18 protein-coding genes and 3 pseudogenes are annotated in these 18,466 nt (G+C 52.2%); 14 read left to right on the top strand and 7 right to left on the bottom strand.

Features of this window, described 5'->3' with window-relative positions; genetic code table 11:
* Both B9Z45_RS17640 and B9Z45_RS15655 read left to right on the top strand, forming a co-directional pair.
* On the top strand, window positions 1–90 hold a 90-nt coding region (locus B9Z45_RS17640), incomplete at its 5' end, for an integrase core domain-containing protein (protein WP_146180937.1).
* Between the two features lie 204 nt (window positions 91–294).
* A complete protein-coding gene (locus tag B9Z45_RS15655; protein WP_108408145.1) occupies window positions 295–1,233 on the top strand; it encodes an aspartyl/asparaginyl beta-hydroxylase domain-containing protein in 939 nt (312 codons plus the stop codon).
* A gap of 435 nt (window positions 1,234–1,668) precedes the next feature.
* Here B9Z45_RS15655 and B9Z45_RS15650 read toward each other — a convergent pair whose 3' ends face one another.
* The 3 genes and pseudogenes from B9Z45_RS15650 to B9Z45_RS15640 all read right to left on the bottom strand — a co-directional run bounded on the left by B9Z45_RS15650 (window position 1,669) and on the right by B9Z45_RS15640 (window position 5,363).
* Window positions 1,669–2,379 carry a peptidylprolyl isomerase gene (locus B9Z45_RS15650; protein WP_108408144.1) on the bottom strand — a complete coding sequence of 237 codons (711 nt, stop codon included), beginning with the start codon at window positions 2,377–2,379 and terminating at the stop codon, window positions 1,669–1,671.
* Window positions 2,380–2,447: 68 nt separating this feature from the next.
* Window positions 2,448–3,971, bottom strand: coding sequence for a hypothetical protein (locus B9Z45_RS16940; protein ID WP_233252229.1), 1,524 nt, complete (start codon window positions 3,969–3,971; stop codon window positions 2,448–2,450).
* A 305-nt stretch (window positions 3,972–4,276) separates the two neighbouring features.
* Window positions 4,277–5,363, bottom strand: a pseudogene (locus tag B9Z45_RS15640) (IS3 family transposase).
* Window positions 5,364–5,581: 218 nt separating this feature from the next.
* On the opposite strand from B9Z45_RS15640, the gene B9Z45_RS15635 reads away from it, so the two are divergent.
* The 10 genes from B9Z45_RS15635 to B9Z45_RS15590 all read left to right on the top strand — a co-directional run bounded on the left by B9Z45_RS15635 (window position 5,582) and on the right by B9Z45_RS15590 (window position 12,204).
* Complete coding sequence (locus B9Z45_RS15635) at window positions 5,582–5,797, top strand: hypothetical protein (protein ID WP_108408142.1); 216 nt, start codon at window positions 5,582–5,584, stop codon at window positions 5,795–5,797.
* Window positions 5,798–6,020: 223 nt separating this feature from the next.
* Window positions 6,021–6,254: a hypothetical protein gene (locus tag B9Z45_RS15630; protein WP_108408141.1), complete on the top strand. Its 234-nt coding sequence runs from the start codon at window positions 6,021–6,023 to the stop codon at window positions 6,252–6,254.
* Window positions 6,255–6,263: 9 nt separating this feature from the next.
* Window positions 6,264–6,611, top strand: coding sequence for a hypothetical protein (locus B9Z45_RS16935; RefSeq protein WP_146180935.1), 348 nt, complete (start codon window positions 6,264–6,266; stop codon window positions 6,609–6,611).
* A gap of 12 nt (window positions 6,612–6,623) precedes the next feature.
* Window positions 6,624–7,205, top strand: coding sequence for a hypothetical protein (locus tag B9Z45_RS15620; protein ID WP_108408139.1), 582 nt, complete (start codon window positions 6,624–6,626; stop codon window positions 7,203–7,205).
* A 53-nt stretch (window positions 7,206–7,258) separates the two neighbouring features.
* Window positions 7,259–7,675, top strand: a complete 417-nt coding sequence (locus B9Z45_RS15615; RefSeq protein ID WP_108408138.1) for an EscI/YscI/HrpB family type III secretion system inner rod protein — start codon at window positions 7,259–7,261, stop codon at window positions 7,673–7,675.
* 29 nt (window positions 7,676–7,704) lie between these two features.
* A complete protein-coding gene (locus tag B9Z45_RS15610; RefSeq protein ID WP_108408137.1) occupies window positions 7,705–8,376 on the top strand; it encodes a GNAT family N-acetyltransferase in 672 nt (223 codons plus the stop codon).
* Window positions 8,373–9,152, top strand: a complete 780-nt coding sequence (gene sctJ / locus B9Z45_RS15605) for a type III secretion system inner membrane ring lipoprotein SctJ (RefSeq protein WP_108408136.1) — start codon at window positions 8,373–8,375, stop codon at window positions 9,150–9,152. Before B9Z45_RS15610 ends, sctJ begins: the two co-directional genes overlap by 4 nt.
* A gap of 122 nt (window positions 9,153–9,274) precedes the next feature.
* A complete protein-coding gene (locus B9Z45_RS15600) occupies window positions 9,275–9,871 on the top strand; it encodes a hypothetical protein (RefSeq protein WP_108408135.1) in 597 nt (198 codons plus the stop codon).
* Window positions 9,868–10,659: an EscT/YscT/HrcT family type III secretion system export apparatus protein gene (locus B9Z45_RS15595; protein WP_108408134.1), complete on the top strand. Its 792-nt coding sequence runs from the start codon at window positions 9,868–9,870 to the stop codon at window positions 10,657–10,659. The genes B9Z45_RS15600 and B9Z45_RS15595 overlap by 4 nt, the downstream gene beginning before the upstream one ends.
* Window positions 10,660–11,073: 414 nt before the next feature.
* Window positions 11,074–12,204, top strand: coding sequence for a flagellar biosynthesis protein FlhB (locus tag B9Z45_RS15590; protein WP_108408133.1), 1,131 nt, complete (start codon window positions 11,074–11,076; stop codon window positions 12,202–12,204).
* A 5-nt stretch (window positions 12,205–12,209) separates the two neighbouring features.
* On the opposite strand, the gene B9Z45_RS15585 is transcribed toward B9Z45_RS15590, so the two are convergent.
* From B9Z45_RS15585 to B9Z45_RS15570, 4 genes and pseudogenes are all read right to left on the bottom strand, one after another.
* Window positions 12,210–13,538 (bottom strand): FliI/YscN family ATPase, encoded by a 1,329-nt coding sequence (locus tag B9Z45_RS15585; RefSeq protein ID WP_233252228.1) that lies wholly within the window; start codon window positions 13,536–13,538, stop codon window positions 12,210–12,212.
* Window positions 13,539–13,541: 3 nt separating this feature from the next.
* Window positions 13,542–14,363, bottom strand: coding sequence for an FHA domain-containing protein (locus B9Z45_RS17635; RefSeq protein ID WP_108408131.1), 822 nt, complete (start codon window positions 14,361–14,363; stop codon window positions 13,542–13,544).
* 227 nt (window positions 14,364–14,590) lie between these two features.
* Window positions 14,591–15,121 (bottom strand): annotated as a pseudogene (locus tag B9Z45_RS15575) (transposase); the annotation flags it as partial.
* 25 nt (window positions 15,122–15,146) lie between these two features.
* A complete protein-coding gene (locus B9Z45_RS15570) occupies window positions 15,147–15,713 on the bottom strand; it encodes an RNA polymerase sigma factor (protein ID WP_146180934.1) in 567 nt (188 codons plus the stop codon).
* Window positions 15,714–16,020: 307 nt separating this feature from the next.
* Between B9Z45_RS15570 and B9Z45_RS15565 the strand changes: the two genes are divergently transcribed.
* Both B9Z45_RS15565 and B9Z45_RS15560 read left to right on the top strand, forming a co-directional pair.
* Window positions 16,021–16,950 carry a transposase gene (locus tag B9Z45_RS15565; RefSeq protein ID WP_108408128.1) on the top strand — a complete coding sequence of 310 codons (930 nt, stop codon included), beginning with the start codon at window positions 16,021–16,023 and terminating at the stop codon, window positions 16,948–16,950.
* Window positions 16,951–17,543: 593 nt separating this feature from the next.
* Window positions 17,544–18,326, top strand: a pseudogene (locus B9Z45_RS15560) (reverse transcriptase N-terminal domain-containing protein); the annotation flags it as partial.
* Window positions 18,327–18,466 lie beyond the last annotated feature (140 nt).

Genomic DNA, 18,466 nt, shown 5'->3' with positions numbered 1-18,466 from the left:
TGGTTCGATGACTACAATTCTTACCACCCGCACAGCGCATTGGGCTACGTGCCACCCAAGCTGTTCAGGGGAAAACGAGCGGCAAATTAAACATACCGGCGGTACTGGGTTACAGGGTCAAGACCACGTTTGAGCAACAACTGGCCACTCAACAACCTATTGATGTGTCCGAAAATACTTGGCCACTACATTCATCTGTAGCGAACTTACTCGTGACTTTTTAACAATAATAGATACAAGTAAAATTGCTAAAGCAATGAAGTTGTAAAAACGCCAATTTTTTAAGAAAAACGCATGTCATCAAGCCATGGTTCTAACTCAAGTTCGTCGACCCACAGCGGCAGCGACTGTCTCACTGGCAATGCGAGAGAAGCCATCGTCTACTCTACTAACATTGGAAGTGGCGAAAAGGCTACAGGCAGCGTTTCCGGCAGCACCTCTTGCGCTACTGTCCACGAAATTGCAAAAGTGACATGGGCTGAACGGCTGTTCTTCCTGTTGTTTACCGCTGTGGAACGGCGAAACAGACGCTACTCTCTCGTTGGTGATCATGAGTTTTTTAACTTGTCAGAATTTCCGTGGGTTGAAGAGGTTGCCAAAGCGACCGCTGATATACAGAAGGAGCTTGACACGGTACTCGCACGGCGGGAGCAATTGCCGAACTTTCAGGACATTTCGCCCGATCAGCGGATGCTTACAACCGACAGTGGATGGAAAACGTTCTTCTTCTATGGGTACGGAGTGCGCGCTCCAATGAATTGCTCGCTCTGTCCCAAAACAGAAGCTGTGCTGCAACGCATACCAGGAATGACAACAGCGTACTTTTCCATCCTAGCGCCTGGGAAAGAGCTCCCTCCTCATAGAGGGCCATACAACGGTGTCTTACGGTTTCACCTGGGTCTCATAATTCCTAAGCCCATAGAACAATGCGCGATCAGAGTCGGTCAGTCAGTAAGACACTGGTCCGAGGGACAGCCACTCGTGTTTGACGACTCGTACAATCATCAGGCCTGGAACCATTCAAATCAGTGGCGCGTCGTTTTGTTCGTTGACTTCAAGCGGCCGTTACCAACGGTTTCTGCCGCAATCAATAACGTGATGTTGTGGATCATCAGACGGACACCTTTCATCACCGTTGCAACAAGGAATCTCCGGGCGTGGGAAAAAACCTTTTACGTTTACGATGGCGCGTTAGATGCGTCCAGTTGCACCACGGTGCGCAACTCGCCCTGAAGACAATGCATCTGCTGCTCGTAATTGCGCTGCTCAAGTCGCGTTGAAATTCATCGGTCGCTAAAGGCCGTTCAATAATTTTTAGTAAGAATATTGCACATACGGTCGCCGGATTCCAAAGCGAAGTGCACCTGCAGCGGTAATCCCCTCAAAAACCATCGGAACCAAAAGCAGGAGGTTTATGCAGCCCTAGCCAAGAACTACTTTGGAGGTATGCCGCCCTCAGCTTGCTTGAGTACAGCCATGATCTGGCTGTCCGTGAACTTTCTCTTTTTCATGCAGAAATTCTTTCATGGAAATTTCCACTTTTAAAGTCGATGGATTTTCGAGAGGATTACCCTTGGAGATCATGCGCAGCAGCCAACTGACGTTTTAGCTCGCAGCGCACAGCACTACGTTCAGCACTTGGTGCTTGATTCTGCGCTGACAAACATATCATCTCGAAGCACCAGCGGCGGCTCGTCTGGCACGACGCAATTCAGTAAGGTGCTCACCTAGCATTTCAGTAGCGTATGCCTCCTCAAGTGCGGGCTTCACAACCGAAAAAGTTGCAGGCTTTGCATCTCGAACTTCCTCTACCAAAAGAATATGTACTCCATCTTCTGTTGATATAGGGGGGCTTGCCTCTCCCACTTTAAGCAATTTTATCGAAGCGGAAGTCTCTTTCTTTAATGCACCTTCCGCCACCCAGCCTACCAATCCACCTTCATTGGAAAAGCCATCTCTTGAATATTGTTTAGCAAGAAGTGAGAAGTCTCTTTGGCGCCTGAACTCCTTTAATATGGAGTAAGCATCATTGATGGATTCTAATGTCATGATCCGGATTTTAAATTCCTTGGAACCCAAATGGTTTTTATATTGCAGATACTTCTTTTGAAGCTCCAAGTCAGACGCTTTCTGGCTCCTCATAAAGACATCAAGATAGGTTTGAGCCAACGCGTTAGACAGGGCCACTTGGAACTCTACTGCCAACTCTTTGGCGGTCTTAAGATATTGAGAGTTGGATATAGCCCACAAAATATCATCTCGTATCTCAAAAGTATTCTCAGTACTTCCTGCAGTGAACGCAGCACCACTAGATTCGTCACTTGATATATCTTTACGCGACATAGACTTTTTCGATTCAACTGATACGGATTCATTCATAGTAACCACCTTGTTTGTTTACATTCATTTGATTGACTCTGCCTCGGAGGAGGCAGAGTCAATCAAGGTTAGCTTTGCTTTGGTGAGCTCGAACGGGCTGTTTTAAACGATTCCTCACTTGATGCGCTCTCTCGCCTTACGAGTGTTGAATCGATGGGTGTCATTTCTATTTGTTCAGCAGTGCGACGGGATTGCCTTCTTGCATCTCTCGTTTCATCCACTTCAACCACATCCAGACGATAAGTGTTCGGTTCACCTGTGGTGTTACGAACTCCCCTTGCTGCTTCACTGTCATCAGGAGCTGAAGGCCGTGATTGCGACATTACAAATGTTGGATAAAGCATGCCTAGAACAGCCCCCACTGCGCTATTCACAACATGCTCGTTTCCACCCAATGCATCTACCATATACGCTGTGTTAAAAGCAGATGCAAACAAATTACTACGTGATGCATGTGCATCTTTAACATGATTTGCGACCGCGTTCCAAGTTCGTTCGCTAGCGGGCCTTAGATCAAGGCTAAAGGATATCGGTTTACCATCCGTTGTACCATTCAATCCTGCCTGGGTATAGCGGGACACCATGTCATCAGTCGTTTCGCCAACATGGTTAACTATCGCTCGGCCCAAGCTGTTTCCAAGACCTTTAGCGAGGCTCTCATTCCAGGACCCAGGTGGTTTCTTAGTTGTTGCGAAGGATGTTGTTAAAGGTTGTTCACTTGTTGAGAAGGATGTTGTTAAAGGTTGTTCACTTGTTGAGAAGGCTGTTGAAGGCTGTTCACTTGTTGAGAAGGCTGTTGAAGGCTGTTCACTTGTTGAGAAGGCTGTTGAAGGCTGTTCACTTGTTGAGAGGGCTGTTGAAGAATTGCCTCCTGCAGTTGTACTTGGGGTTAATGCGTCGCTTAATCTGTCCATTGCATAGCCAACGCCAATTTGATTGGGCACATAGGCTCCCGCTGAAATAAGAGTGGCTCCAGTGGACATAGGGCGCTCATTCGTCGAATTGGTATTATCCTTAAGACGCAAGTTATACTGCACCGCGTCACGCAAGGGCGTGTACACCAAATTCGCCCCCATCAATGCAGGCGCAGCAGCAGCCAACGCTGGCGCTCCTCCCGTAGCAGCCAAAGCAACTAATGTGCCTCCGGTCACCATAATTTGGGCGACACGAGATCCCACACTTAGCATGGTTTGCGTCTTATTTTGATTGTCTCGCACCAAGCCCGCAATCTGAAGGCCAATTGGCAATACCCCACCAGTTACTACTGCACCTGCCACACCCGCAGCAGTGCTTGCTTGCGCCATCTGCTGAAACATCGTTCGGCGTGAAAATTCGCGGAGGAAAGTAGGCACTGCTACAGAAGCCACATTTTTAGTTGCTGATAATGCCAAATTGGTTCCATGTCGGGACAGTGATTGAGACCAACTCTCGTCATTTCGCGGAACATTAGCAATAGACTGTGCATTTTCGATATGCCTGTCAAGTTCGCTCGTATTAATTGATGTAAAGCTACCAGCACCATTAGTTCCAGTCGTGCTAGCTGTGGAACTGGATTGCTGCGTGTTGCTTAGAAATTGGTTATTAATGGTCATCAGAGGCTGCCTTTCAAAAAAATCACTTGGTTGCATATTGCTTGCATCTTAAAAAAATTTAGACGACGATAAAAATACACGGCTTCTTCACCATGAGTTATGTTGTTTAATGCGATCACAGCCTAATTGACTGCTTCGCTAAACGATGAACAGATAGTTTTCCTGATTTGCAGGAACATCGAGAAGTCAATTGCTTCTCAATGGGATAGTTAATCCAAGCGATGAATTGTTCGCATCCATAGGGTAAACACTTGTAATTGGTCTGGTAATCTCCCCAAAAACCATCGGAACTAAAAGTAGAAGGTTCACGCAGCTCTGGCCAGGAACTGCTTTGGAGGTACGCCACCAATGGCCATGTTGGGGCGTTCGTGATTGTAGAGATGCATCCACTTCGTGGCATGCTTCTGCACTTGCTCAATGCTCTCCTACTGGTATTGACTCAGCCACTCGTAGCGCACCTTTCTGTTGTGTTGAATCTTTCGATGTAAGCGTTTTGCTGGGGCTTGCCCGGTTGGATGTACTGCGGCTCTATACCCCTTTGCTTGGCCCAAGCCTGGATGCTTTGGCTGATGTTCTCCGGACCGTTGTCGCAGCGGATCGCATCTGGTTTGCCCCGCCACTCAATGATGTTCTTGAGGCTTCTGATCACCCGCTCGCTGGGCAGACTGAAATCAACTTCTAGGCCCAAGGCCTCTCTGTTGTGATCGTCAATGACGTTGAGCAAGCGGATGCTGCGTCCGTCTTCCAAGCGGTCATGCATGAAGTCCATGCTCCAGGTGATGTTGGCCTTGGCTGGCACGGCCAGTGGCTGGGGCTTTTCTCTGGTCAACCTCTTTCGCGGCTTGATGCGCAAATGGAGCTCCAACTGGCGATACACCCGGTAAACCCGCTTGTGGTTCCAACCAAAGCGCTTGACGTTGCGCAGAAACAAGAAGCACAGGCCAAAGCCCCAGGTGCGGTGGTTGTCGGTCAGGCGTAGCAGCCAATTGGCAATCTCCCGGTTCTCTTGCTTTGCCCTGCCAACATGCCGATAACAGCTTTGGCTGATCCCAAAGGCGCTGCAGGCCTGCGTGATGATCACGGTGGCAGATTGATTCACAGGCCATCTCCCGCCTACGAGATGGCCTCACCACTTTTTTGCCAAGGCCTCAGCAACGATTTGGCTTTGAGCTTCTCGTCCATGTACATCTTGCGCAGCCGCCGGCTCTCATCCTCCAGCTCTTTCATCCTGGACATCGTGGAGGTGTCCATGCCGCCGTACTTGGTGCGTTATTTGTAAAACGTCACGCTGCTGATGCCAAACTCTCGGCAAATGCTGGGCACAGGCATGCCGCCTTCGGCTTGCTTGAGTGCAGCCATGATCTGGCTGTCCGTGAACTTGCTCTTTTTAATGCAGAAATTCGTTCATAGAAATTTCCACTTTTAAAGCCGATGGATTTTTGGAAAGATTACCAGCTGTTCTGAGGGTAAACCTTGAGAAAAATGAGCAAACTTGCGCCGCAATTTGCGGCACTAAAAAAAAGATGCCGTAGGCGAGTGCGGTGTCTCTTTAGTGGCGGAGTTATCTGCCTTGGTTTGTTGTTTTTCTTTTAACACAGAAGGAGTTGAATATGAACGTGTCTGATATTGCGGGTGCAGCAGGTGGTGCTGCGGGCATGGCGGCGGGTGGCCCATTGGGTGCAATGCTTGGCCAGGCAGTGGGTGAGGCGGCTGGCCAGGTGGCACAGCAGATGGGAGGGGCGGTGCAGCAGTCGATGGAATCTGGTGATCCTGGTGCTGTGCTGAGCAGTGCTGCGCAGGCTTTGACGAATGGTGTCAAGTTGTGAGTCTTGACCAACGAGGTCTCTGCTGTGCTCGAAGGGCTGAGCGTCAGTTTGTTTGGGCCTTTTAATGCTAGATGTTGTGATGTAAGGAATAGTGAGGGTTTTCCTTAGTGGTGGGTTAACGAACTCTGTGCTCTGAAAATACCACATAACGTATGTGACTGATTCATGGTGAGCTGGTCACAATTTTCATCGATTTTGATGCTGGATAACTTAGGAGGATGAAATGTCTTTAAGAAATAGTATTCCGGATGCTACCCTTGGGGTTGCAGCGACTGGTACGGATGCATCTGTGGATATGGCCACAGCGAAGCTTGAGGAAAGAATGAATGCAAATTCAGTAAAACAAATGAACTTGATGGCGAGGCAATCAGATACGCAGTTGATGCAGACTCTGGTGAAGCAGAGCAGTGATGTCGTGAACTCTGCCAAAGAGAATACGTCGAACGTTCGGCTGTAAGGAGGGGTTATGGGTGCAACTGTTTCTCCTTCAGCGAATACGAATCATGGGTTGGATGTCGGTGCATCACAGCAGTTGATGCAGTCGCAAAATGCCCATACGCAATCTGTCACCAGTTCATTGGTTGCAATGAACAGAGACAGTATGGACGCAATGAAGTCTGCTATGGCGGAAATGCGTGCCTCTCAGCAATCGTCCGATCGAAACGTTCAACAGATGGCCGTCTCAATGCAGACTCAATCATCAAACTCGATGGCGTACTTAAGCTCTGTCATGAACAGCATGATGAAAATGATGGGGCCTGCATTCATGGGGGGTGTGGGTGGTGGGCTTGATAGTGCTTTAATTCGTGTTTGAAAGGATTGAGCTATGAATATTCATCCAGCTGTGGTGTCGGAAGTGCGTCGTTATCGGCGGCAAGTGGTGGGGGAATTCATGGATGCGCATCCAGGCATGTTTGTGCCCCCTTTGGCTGCGCTCTGCTGGGTGGATTTCTTGGCTCAAACCGAAGAGGTGCAAGGGCCTGAACGTGAAACTGTGGAAAAAGCTTTGGGCTTGTTTGCACAAGTGTTTCGGCAAGCTCAGCACGCCATGTTGGCCGATGCGCCCATGCGCTTGGAAGAGTTTATGTCGACCGAAAATTTTCCTGATCTAGAGGAGGTGGTGGTGCCTGATCCAGTGGCTTTATTGATTGTGGGGGGGGAAGACCCTGCTGATCACACATCCGAAATCGTGGCATTTGCACGCACCATGTCGGTGTTTAAATTTCTGGTGCGAGCTGGTGCTGTACCTGCTGACTTTATGTACGAAGCGATGTGTCGCGGTATGGATGATCTGCCCGGTGAGTCTGTTTTGAAGCGGGCGTTGGTGGATGCCATTAAGCAGATGATTCAATACGATATGGAGATGATGCTCCGCAATGAGGTCAAGATGGGGGCTTTGGTGCATTAAGGCTGCGCTTAGGCTGTTGTGTGATATGAACTTACGTGACAAGGAGATGGCTGATGGCTGATGGCTCACAAGTGCATAGGGCAGGGGCAGGGGCAGGGACGGCGCCAGAGGTCTTTAAGTCGGATGGCGTCGCAGGTCGGTTTGTGTCGGCAACGCCTGCAACTACAGCAATTTTTGCGCATGCTATGTCACGGCAGTTGCCAGAGGGGTTACTGCGCAAGGTGCCTGAAGCTGCACCGGTGCGTGAGATAGGTGGGCCTGCCAAGATGTTGAATGATTTGTCGAACTACCTGTCCGGTCGACAGCAGATGGTGGTGCGCATGATGGATGAGGCGGTGCGCACTGGCAGTCCTGAACAAATGCTGAAGGTCACTGCGGCAATGATTGACAATGGCGCTGAAACAGATTTGTTGGCCAAGACGATTGGCAAGACGGTCAGCGCGGTGGATCAGTTGACTAAGTTGAATTAAGCGTGAAACATGCAGAAAGATGCGGAGCGATGACTGCAAGTGAAGGGCCGGATGTGGTCATGAAACCTGCGGTGCAGCCGCAGCGCAGCGATCTGGGGGAGATGGTTGAGTGGAGCCGTGCGCAACCTGAAGATGCTGCGCAGATGGCAGTTGTATACAACCACTGGGTGACACACGGCGCGCGCGTGCCGGGTGTACAGCCCACCACCGAGCAACGCGTGCGGAATATGATTGCCGACTTTAGAGGGCGTGGTTATCCAGTGTGGTGTTTTTGGTCGTGCGATGTGCTGGTGGGGTGGTGCTCGATGGGCCCTTTTCCTTGGGGGGGCGGTGGCACGCTGGGTACGTGGGATTTGTCAGTGTATGTATTGCCGCAGTGGGTGGGTCTAGGTGTGGGCGCACAAGCGGTGTTTTTGGCTTATCGACAGCGCCATGTGTTGGGCTTTCGCGTACTTGTGGTGTGGGTGTTGCGTGGCAACCAAGCCAGTCGCAATTTGGCTCACGGGGTTGGTCTACAGCACTGGGGTCGTTTGCCCAAGCTGGTGGAGGGTAGTGAGGGTCTGTATCACGACGTAGATTTATGGGGATGCCATATGGACGATGAGGTGTGGTGCGCCCGAATGAACCGGCTTGCTGCTAGGCTTGAGCGACGCATGGGTGGGTGGATGCGCGAGCGGCGCAAGGTGTCGGTTGCGCAATGAGTGCTTACCGTTGGTGTTGTGTGAGCTTGGTGTTGGTGCTGCTGGGTTGTAGTTCGCGTATAGATTTGTTCACTGGGATGTCTGAGCAAGATGCCAATGAAGTGGTGTCCGCGTTGATTCAGGCAGGGGTTGATGGTGAAAAGGTGGCGGTGCCCAAGCAGGGGTTTACAGTCAGGGTGGCTAAAGACGAGTTGGCGGTGGCGGTGCCGCATTTGTACAACTTGGGCTTGCCTCGCAACACGTACCAGCGGTTGGGCGATGTTTTCAAAAAAGATGGTGTGGTTTCCACTCCAATTGAGGAACGCAGTCGGTATTTGTACGCCTTGTCTCAGGAGTTGGAAAATACCTTGAGCCAGATCGATGGAGTGATTTTGGCTCGCGTGCATCCAGTGCTGCCCGAGCGTTTGGTGCCGGGTGAGCCGGCTCAGCCTTCGTCCTGTTCAGTGTTGGTAAAACACCGCAGCGATTGGTCCCCAACGCTGTATGAGGATCGGATTCGCCGCTTGGTGGTATCTAGCATTCCTGGGCTTGCGCGGGCACCGCACTCGGCGGTGTCAATTGTGTTTGTGTCGGCAGCACCCGCAGCAGAGGGTCAGGTGGGGCACCCCAAGCCAGCGCCTGGGCCGATGCCCTGGGGTAGGTGGTTAATGATGGCTGGATTGATGTTGGTGTTGTTACTAAGCGCTGGCCTGTTGGTGTGGCAATGGTTGATCGAGCGTCATTCAAGCCACTTGAGAGCGGCTAAGGTCACGCCTGATTTCAGGCGTGACGATTGATGCTGGCCTATACAAGGGACGAGGTTCTGCGTCGAGCTCTTTTGAGCTTGTGGGTTGAGCCTTGGCTCTGTGCGGATCGAGCGTGGTGTGGTACCAGTGTGTGGCCGGCTTCGTTGGATTGGATGTTGCAGGAACGCCCTGAGCTGATGTCCGGGCTGTGGGCCTACTGGTGCAACGCCGTTGGCACAGTGCCCGGTTCGGGGCTTGAGCAATGGTTGGGTTCTGGTGCGCCGTTGGATGGCGCCTGGGGTGACGTGGCACGCTTGAGCTCGCTGTCGTCCGATGAGCTTTTGCGGGTGTTGGTGATGTGTGGTGCGGTGAGTGTGTTCAGTCGATCTGACGGTGGTGCGTTGTGGGTAGAGTCGCACGCGCAATGGGGTCAACAGCAAAACAAAGGCTTGCAGCAGAGTGTGATGGCTGGCTGGCGGCTTTCGCGCTTGTACCCTATGACGCCAGCCGAGGGCACTCCCGATTCATTGCTCTCCACTTCTGCGTATGTGCATCAAGGCGTGCGTGTTTTGCTTTCGGGGGCACACAGCCACTGGCGTGAGGTATGGGCTCTGGTGTGGCCCCATTGGCGCTGGCGGTTGGCCCCGGTTTGGGCAGCTGCTGTGGGGGCAGATGTGCGACAAGCCAATCAGGTACCAATTTTGTCATGGAATGCTGCTGGGTTTGACCGTGTGTGGGCCCAAGCCATGGCACGTGAGCAGAGGCTATGAGCATCACCGAACTGAACCTACTGGGGCCAGCCTTATGGCTCAGCCTGGCTTTGTGCATGGCGCGCTGGGTTGGTTTGGGTTTGATGCTGCCGCTACTGGGTCGCAGGCATATGGGCGCAGTTCAGCGCAATGCAATTTGTCTGGCATTGGCATTGCCGCAGGTCCCAGGGGTGTTTGGCTATTTGGCGGCAGAGCAGTGGCAAGGGCCATGGTTGTTGTTGTTGGGCATCAAAGAGGTGTTGTTGGGTGTGCTGCTGGGAGCTTTGCTTAGCATTCCGTTCTGGGTGCTGCGCGGTGGGCTGACTTTGGTGGACAACCAGCGAGGTGCCAACGCTGCACAAATGAACAACCCCTCGATGGAAGCGGATACGTCAATTTTGGGTGAACTGGGTGAGCGCATGCTTATCGTATGGTTGGTCGAAGCAGGGGCGTTTGTCTTGGCCTTTGAGGTGATGTCCGACAGCCTGCTGGTGTGGCCCGTTTTGGACTTGACCCCGCTTGGTGTGATTCGCGATGGCGCGCGTTTGTGGGAGGCTTTTGCAAGCTTGATGAGCAAAACACTGCTGTTTGCCGCCCCTGCCTTGTTTGTGCTGCTGATGGTTGAGTTTGCGATGGCGCTGGGCAGCAGCAGCGTCAAAGGTATCGATGTATATCAAACGGCGATGCCGATCAAAAGCTTGGCGGTTTTGATGCTGATGGCCATCGCTGGCCATGCTTGGTTTGCGCGAGGGGTAGAGAATTTGCAGGAGTGGTGGCAGTATGGCGTTTTCAGGGCGCTGGGGTTGTGAAGATTTTTTGATATCTTAATTGTGCATATGCAGAAAACTCTATTAACAAGCAATCATGCCCCGCAAACTGAAACCGCCAGGGTCGAAGTTGCCTTTCCTGTGCATTTTCAACATAGTCTATAGAGCGTATGTGTGCGCCAGAAATATATGTGAGAGCTGAACTGGCTTGCACTTTGTGGTTTCAGACATTCAGAGAAAGCGCACTCCTGATTTTGTGAATGGCCAATAAATAAAAATCCATCAAGTCGGCTAAGGAACCTCTGCACAAGTCAGCGCTCTGATAGCTTGGCCTGAGACACTTGAGTCATGAGACAAATGAGCAAAATTTATATTGAAATCCCGGCTCTGACGAGGGTTGTGCAGAGGCTCCCTAAGCAATCATGAAAAACTTGAATTTGCATGACGTGAAATGCCATGAGTGAAAAAGAGCTTGCACCGACGGATGAAAAAATTCGTCAGTCACGGGAAAAAGGGCAACTGGGCGTTAGCCAGGACGTGGTCACGCTGCTCAAGTTGGCTGCGGTATTCGAGTTGGTCGTGGCTTTTGAGGTGGCCATTGGGGATGGGGTAGGGCAACTGGTCAGCGCGGTATTGCAGGCACTGCAGCGGTCGTCCACTCACCCTTTTTCAGTGCGCATGGCTTCGGTTTGGGAAGCGGCGTCGCCATTGGCGTTGATCACGCTCGCGATTGTGTTGGTGGCTGCGGCGGTGAGTTGGATTGGCACCTTGGTTCAAACACGTATGAACATTGCTACCAAGGTGTTTGCTGAGTCGCTTCACAAGTTGAATCCGGTCAGCAATTTGAAGCAGATTTTCACAGGTCAAAAGCTGATGATGTTGGTGTTGGGGCCATTGAAAATAAGTTCGGTCCTGATCGTAGTGGCAATGGATGTGTGGGACGCAATCCCCATTGCGCTGCAAGCTGACCGCCTTACCCCATCGACCCTTGGGTATGCAACCCTGATGACTCTGCGAGAGCTATTGCATTCTGCGTTATTGGTAATGATGTGCTGGACCCTGTTTGATGTGGGGCTGCAGCGTTGGCTCACACGGCGCAGCATGCGCATGGACATGAAAGAGATGAAAGAGGAATACAAAAATATGGAGGGCGATCCTCACGCCAAGAGTTTCCGAAAAGCCACTGGAAAAGAGGTGCTTATGAACGACAAGCCTATGCCCAAGCCAGCTGTGGTTGTGGTCAACCCCGAGCACTTTGCTGTGGCGCTGGCCTACGACTATCATGCCGAGACTGTCCCCATGGTAGTGGGCAAAGGTGTGGATGATGCGGCGCAATATTGGAAGCAGCATGCGCAGGCTGAACGTATACCCGTGATTCGGTTTAGAAGCTTGGCGCGCCAACTGTATGCGACAGGCAAGGTCGGGGAATATGTCCCATCTCCCATGCTTGCTGCTGTAGCGTTGTTGTTTCAAGCCGCTTTGGAAGCAGCGCAAGCCAGTAAGGACGATGCCGACGACGTTGAATCGGTGTACGAAATTGACGAGGAGATGGCTCAGGAGATGCTGGCCTCGGCCCCGTTACACTAGGCACGTTAACTGTGGGTGCATTCCATCAACTGTTGAAGGCTTTCGTCCCACGGGATAGAGAGTTTGGTGTTTTGTTTGAGCATGTTCACCACCTTGGGGTATGCAGTAATTAACGCGTCGGTTTCATTGTCGAGTCCGGGCTTGTACTCGCCGAGTCGAATGAGTAGCTCCATGTCGCGGTAGCGGCTGAGTATGAGTCGTGCTCGCATAGCGGCCGCCCCATGTTCGCGATCGACGATGTTGGACATCACCCGGCTGATACTGGGCAGTATGTCTATCGCAGGATAGTGCCCGGATTCGGCCAGCTTGCGAGACAGTAATATATGTCCGTCCAGCAAAGAGACGGCTTCCTCACTGATGGGGTCGGCTTTGAGTTCACCTTCGAGCAAGACGGTGTAGAAAGCGGTGATGGAACCCTGCTCGGTCAAGCCGGCCCGTTCAATTAAACGCGGGAGCAGGGCGTAAACCGATGGCGGGAAGCCTGCGCGCGCTGGCGTCTCCCCAGCGGCCAGACCAATTTCGCGCTGCGCGCGCGACAACCGCGTCAATGAGTCGATCATCAACAACACACGCAAGCCTTGGTCCCGAAAACCCTCTGCAATGGCGGTGGCGGTGAATGCAGCGCGCACTCGTTCGATCGACGTTCGATCAGACGTGGCGCAAACAATCACTGTTTTTTTGAGCAGTTCGGGATCGAGCTCGTGTTCGGTAAATTCGCGAACCTCGCGCCCACGTTCTCCGATCAGACCAATCACTAACACGTCAACATCTGACCCTCGGCCAATAGCGGCCATCAACGTAGTTTTGCCGCACCCAGGCCCGGCAAATATGCCAACCCGCTGTCCCTTACCAATGGTCAGCATGCTGTCCACGGCGCGTACGCCTGTGGCAAATGGTTCGACAATGCGGGGGCGCTCAAGAGGAGGTGGTGCTGTGGCGAGCACTTGGCGCTCCATCAGGCCAGACCTAGAAGCTGCTACTGGGCCCATGCCGTCCAGTGGCTGACCAAAACCATTGAGCACGCGCCCCATCAGTCCGAACCCGATAGACACGCAATGCACCCGGTGTAAAGGCTTGATAAGGAAGGAGGTGGAGAGCCCCTCCAATGCACTCAACGGTGACAGCAGTGTCGAGTCTGTAGTGAATCCAATCACCTCGGACAAAATGGCTTGATGGGGCCTAGCCGGATGAAAAATCTCACACAGTTCCCCAATGCTCACCCCGGTCACCTCAGCTTCTATCAGTGTGCCCAGCACTTGTCGAACGTACCCGAACGCCTGCACCAGTTCTTTGGAGTCGATCAGTTGTTGAAAATTATGCAGCGAGGGGTGCACGATTTACACCTCGGTGGATGGGTGAAGTGTGCTACGCCAAATGGGGGCGGCATTTTGCACACTCACCAATATAAAGTCCCCGAGTGCTTCGCCCACATAAATACGTTGTCCGTCTCGCATAAGCACAAATTCGGACGTGCCATTGACCACAGCTACGACATCCTTGCTTGGATCTTCTGGGGGGGGGGCTGATGAGAAGGGGGCCGTAGGCTGTTGGGTCTGCTCATTTATCGGTGCCGCGGACTGCACGATGCCTGCGGCGGCTGTGGTGGCGGTGTTGGGCTGTGTGTCCGTGTGCAAGCCTGCCAATGTGATCAGAAGCAAAAGCACGCTGCAGATGCAAATGCTCAGCAGCGCCCAGCGGCGCAGGCGATGCGTGGAAGGGCGATGTCTAAAGCCAGGGGGGGCTGCCGCAAAAATTTGATTCACCGCTGCGTTAGATGCACTCTCAGAGTGAAGCAGATCCAGATTGGTCCAGGGACTTTCTGGTGCCACCACAGATAGCCATACTGGCCCTACACGCCATGGGCTGGTCAGCGCAAATTCGGGGGAGTCTGCCTGAGCCCAACCTTTTCCATCTAGCCACTGCAATGACGCATGGAGTGGCTTAACACCAGCGTCCAACAAAACAACGGTGCAATTTGGGTCAGACCCAATGGTTACGGTCTCAAAAGACAATGTGAGGGCTGCCCCTTTGTGAAGTCCAGACAACACGCGTAACTCACGCAATGCGTCTTTAGCAGGCGGCTGAAATATTTCAGTATGCCCCCCTTTCACGTCCTCGTATGAGGCGGTTTCGCTGGAAGTGGAGTGGTTTGAAGCCATATATGCGTGTTTAAGTGGCAATTTCTTTGCTTTTTTTTATGCTTTTATGTCTCTGTACGGACTCGCCCCAAGGAGCGCATACGCACAAGGTTGTAGCTAGCTAAATTGGGTATGAATTGATGATTAGAGAGCCCCTTTGGGGCGCACTTTTCGCCACATCGGGGCTGTGTTGGGGTCTTGCTGTGTCCAAACTGGCATTTGATCACCCCAAACGGATGCTCCGCCTGGGCCCGAATCGCCGCATGACAATGTTTGTCATTTTTGGTCTGGTACATCTCGGAGTCACGCTCGTCAGTGTTGCTCTTGGTCGAGCTGGGCACAGCGATCAGGGTCGTATCTATCACTGCGCCCGTCTTGAGCGGCAGTCTAAGCGCAGTAAGTTTGACGTTCACCGTCGCCAGAATCCGTTGGCCCTGGCCCTGCTCTTCAAGAAAATACCGAAAGGGCAAGATCTTGCGCTCTTCAGGCAAGCGTGTGATGCCCACATCCAAATGGGCAAACTCACGGTACAGCGGCATGTCGTGCAGCGCCTCTTCCATCGCATGACCGGAATGACCAAATGGCTGTTGCAGCGAATGAATGGGCTGCAACACCTCGGTAGCAAACGGCTGGCATCCTGTCTTGCCTGAAGGCGCGTGCTTCTTGATCAAGGCCAGCAGTTCAGACCAAGGAATCACCACGTTCATTTCGTCAAGAAACTCGCGCGTCCGCTTGGCTGCCAACTCAAATTCAGTGCCTGAAAAGCTCAGTTTTTTCATGACTCAAGTGTCTTAGGTCAAACCATCACCGCGCTGGCTTTTGCTGTGGTTCCTTAATCAGGCTGCTTCTCATTCGATTTACGCGACTTTTGAGTGTGCCGACTGGAATGTCCAATTGATGGGCAACATCAAGGTATTGGCGGCCCTCTTTATAAATAGATTGAAAAACAAACTGTAAATCTTTCGGTAAGCATGCTACCGATTTTTCTATATTATTCAATCTTTCTTTAAAATCTAATTCTTGATCTGGAGATAATTCGATATTATAATGTGGTTCGTAAATAACTTCATTTAATTTATCGGTATATATAATAAAACTATTCATTTTTACTTTTGAAGCAACATGTTGGCGTGCAGTATTCTTGCAAACACCAAAAAACCATGCTTCTATGCTGGATTCGCCAGAGTAACTGTCAATAGATTGCAAAGCACTGAGTAATGCATCACCTATGATGTCTTCAATTTCGTTGTCATCCTTCTCCCAGCGACGCAAAAAATTCTTTAGACGCCTAGAAGACTTGATTGCAATGTCAGTAATTGACGCTACATTTTTAAATTGCTTGTTATGTGCATGATCTAGAATTAAGTCCATTTGGATTCTCACAGATTGTTGCCGGCTTTTTTTACTACTTTGGTCTGTCTTGCTGCTTGCAAAGCACACTTTTGTATTCGCACACTATCACTAGTTAAAAAAACAAGTTGAAATGTTCGCAATGTGCGGGTAAACACTAATGGCAGGCTGCTGATATACTGACGCACTGAGTGCGCCAATTCGTCGACCCTGCAAAACCCCTGCAACCCGTATGAATGCTTGTGATGTGGGGTGAATCCGGATGGTCAGAACTCTCTAATAGATATTCAATGGAGCCTGTTTTCTGGGAGTTTTTGAAAGCAGCGCCATGATCGATGACTTTTTCCGTAACCGGCTGGATCAGATGATCGATTTGTGCCACCCACTGGCGGTGCTTGCAAACCGCATGCCTTGGCAAGAAATCGAAGCCTCCCTCGCCCAACGTTGGGCACGCCAAGTCAAGGCTGGCAAAAAGAACGAAGATTTGGATTTGTTTGGCCCGGTCTCGTCCGTTGCCAGTGGCGGTGTTTCCAATGCTGGCCGGACTCGTCTGCCCACCCGTCTGATGGTGGCCTTGCTGTACATCAAGCATGCGTTGAACGAGAGCGACGAGGACGTGATCCAGCGCTGGGGCGAGACGCACACCTGGCAATACTTTTCAGGCAACGAATATTTCGAGCACCAGTGGCCGTGTGATCCGACACAACTGAGGCGCTTCCGCAAAGCTTTAGGTGAAGAAGGCGTTGAAGAACTGCTCGCCCGCACCATGGAAGTAGCGATCACGCTCAAGCTGATCGCCAAGAAAGAATTGATCCGCGTGATTGTGGACTCCACAGTGCCAGAGAAGGCGGTGGCTCACCCCACAGGCAGCAAGCTGCTGGAGACTGCCAGGTCCAAGGTGGTTGAGGTGGCCAAAGCCCATGGCATCGAGCTCAAGCAGACCTATGCCAAAGAAGGCCGACTGCTGGGCTACAAGGCTTGGCCAGGATGCAGCGCATTTTTTGCCCATGCCCGCCAGTTCAAGCGCATGCGCAAAGTCATCAAACGCCAGCGCACCATCGTCGGGTGGTTGCAGCGCGAGGTGACTCGCAAGATGAGCACGCTCAGCCAAGCCATACAAGAAACCTTGGGCCAGACCTTGGGCAAGGCCAAACGCGTGGGTCACGCAGACCGGCAGCCGCAAAGCGGTGGACAACCGCGCCAAGCTCTACAGCTGGCATGCGCCCGAGGTGGAGTGCATCAGCAAAGTGCGACGTGAAGTCGCAAACATCATTGTCTTGCCCGCTCACAAGGTTGGTGATGAGACCGGTCGTTCCGTCGACCGTAGCCTGCCTGTCCATGCGTTGCTGGCAACGGCTTCGTGTGAAGCCACGGGAACAAAGTGTCGGGCCCTTGGGCCACGTCGCGTTCCGCGAGGAAACGGCGTCACCTGCGAGCCTCAATGCGGGTAGGATGCCAGGCTGAGTGGCATGGTCAACAAAAGTGAACTGCTAAAGGCATCGTTATGCATGACAAGCCAAAGATGCTGGCAGGCTTGAACCAAAATGGTACGTGGTCGGCTGCGCCGCCCTTTGATACGGCGCACACGGACTTGATGACCACCGGTGTACAGGCAGGACCTAAACCACGCGTTTTGATGTTTGAGGAACACGGTAAGCCCAACACGCCGCCGGTAACGACAGGTCAACCGCAAGGAAGACTGATGGCGCAGTGGATAAAGGAAGGCGGAGAAAGCGAATGCCGTTCTGTAATGGGACGGATACGGGTTTTGCCCGGCGCGAAAGCGAGCCCACTTCCGCTAGGTCTTCCATGGCAAGAGAGCCTGAGAAACCGCAATCAGGAGGAATGCAGATGACGGTGGCAAAACCTGCAGTGAAAGCTGTGGCGACTGACACTGGTGCGCCTCCAGCCTTTGGCGTAATCTGGGACCAGATCAACTGGGACCAAGATATCGACGAGGTCACGCGGCTGCAGGTACGTATTGCCAAGGCTACGCAGGCCGGTAGATGGAACAAGGTTCATGCCCTACAACATCTGCTGACCCGCTCTCTCAGTGGCAAGTTACTTGCCGTGAAGCGAGTGACGGAAAACGCAGGCAAGAGGACGGCTGGCGTTGACGGCAAGATTTGGAAAACGCCACAGTCGAAGATGAAGGCATCAAAAGCACTGATGCACAGGGGCTATCGGTCGCAGCCATTGCGGCGCGTGTACATCCCGAAGAGTAATGGAAAGAAACGCCCGTTGGGCATTCCGACTATGCACGACCGGGCCATGCAAGCGCTGTGGCTACTGGCTTTGAACCCCATTGCAGAAACGACTGCCGACAAGAACTCCTATGGCTTTAGGCCACGGCGATCGACGGCTGACGCCATTGAACATTGTTTCATGGCGCTGGCCAAACGCGACTCCGCGCAGTGGATTCTTGAAGGGGACATCCGCGGCTGCTTCGATAACATCAGCCATGACTGGTTGTTGAAGCACGTCCCGATGGACAAGGTCGTATTGATAAAGTGGTTGAAAGCTGAATTCATCGACCAAGGTGCATTGTTCCTCGCAGAGGCAGGTACGCCGCAAGGCGGGATTGCCTCACCAGTGCTTGCCAACATGGCATTGGATGGCATGGAAGATGCGGTGCGCTCGGCTCTAGCAGGCTGCTGAAATACCCCATTCGCGAGCGCAATTTCGCCCCGCATGGTTTTGATTTTTTTGATTTTCCTTTCGCATTCTGATATTCCCTTCGTTTTTTGTTCGCCTTGGCCCACTTGTAAGCCCAT

The organism is Limnohabitans sp. 2KL-17, assembly GCF_003063415.1.
GTDB lineage: Bacteria > Pseudomonadota > Gammaproteobacteria > Burkholderiales > Burkholderiaceae_C > Limnohabitans_A.
Note: the sequence above shows the minus strand (reverse complement) of the source record. Positions and strands in the feature narration are given on the sequence as shown.

Coding starts and splice junctions, on each gene's coding strand:
- B9Z45_RS15615 (WP_108408138.1), top strand. CDS start 7,259: ATGGCTGATGGCTCACAAGTGCATAGGGCAGGGGCAGGGGCAGGGACG.
- B9Z45_RS15590 (WP_108408133.1), top strand. CDS start 11,074: ATGAGTGAAAAAGAGCTTGCACCGACGGATGAAAAAATTCGTCAGTCA.
- B9Z45_RS15655 (WP_108408145.1), top strand. CDS start 295: ATGTCATCAAGCCATGGTTCTAACTCAAGTTCGTCGACCCACAGCGGC.
- B9Z45_RS15635 (WP_108408142.1), top strand. CDS start 5,582: ATGAACGTGTCTGATATTGCGGGTGCAGCAGGTGGTGCTGCGGGCATG.
- sctJ (WP_108408136.1), top strand. CDS start 8,373: ATGAGTGCTTACCGTTGGTGTTGTGTGAGCTTGGTGTTGGTGCTGCTG.
- B9Z45_RS15630 (WP_108408141.1), top strand. CDS start 6,021: ATGTCTTTAAGAAATAGTATTCCGGATGCTACCCTTGGGGTTGCAGCG.
- B9Z45_RS15570 (WP_146180934.1), bottom strand. CDS start 15,713: ATGGACTTAATTCTAGATCATGCACATAACAAGCAATTTAAAAATGTA.
- B9Z45_RS17635 (WP_108408131.1), bottom strand. CDS start 14,363: ATGGCTTCAAACCACTCCACTTCCAGCGAAACCGCCTCATACGAGGAC.
- B9Z45_RS15620 (WP_108408139.1), top strand. CDS start 6,624: ATGAATATTCATCCAGCTGTGGTGTCGGAAGTGCGTCGTTATCGGCGG.
- B9Z45_RS16935 (WP_146180935.1), top strand. CDS start 6,264: ATGGGTGCAACTGTTTCTCCTTCAGCGAATACGAATCATGGGTTGGAT.
- B9Z45_RS15600 (WP_108408135.1), top strand. CDS start 9,275: ATGTTGCAGGAACGCCCTGAGCTGATGTCCGGGCTGTGGGCCTACTGG.
- B9Z45_RS15650 (WP_108408144.1), bottom strand. CDS start 2,379: ATGAATGAATCCGTATCAGTTGAATCGAAAAAGTCTATGTCGCGTAAA.
- B9Z45_RS15565 (WP_108408128.1), top strand. CDS start 16,021: ATGATCGATGACTTTTTCCGTAACCGGCTGGATCAGATGATCGATTTG.
- B9Z45_RS15610 (WP_108408137.1), top strand. CDS start 7,705: ATGACTGCAAGTGAAGGGCCGGATGTGGTCATGAAACCTGCGGTGCAG.
- B9Z45_RS16940 (WP_233252229.1), bottom strand. CDS start 3,971: ATGACCATTAATAACCAATTTCTAAGCAACACGCAGCAATCCAGTTCC.
- B9Z45_RS15595 (WP_108408134.1), top strand. CDS start 9,868: ATGAGCATCACCGAACTGAACCTACTGGGGCCAGCCTTATGGCTCAGC.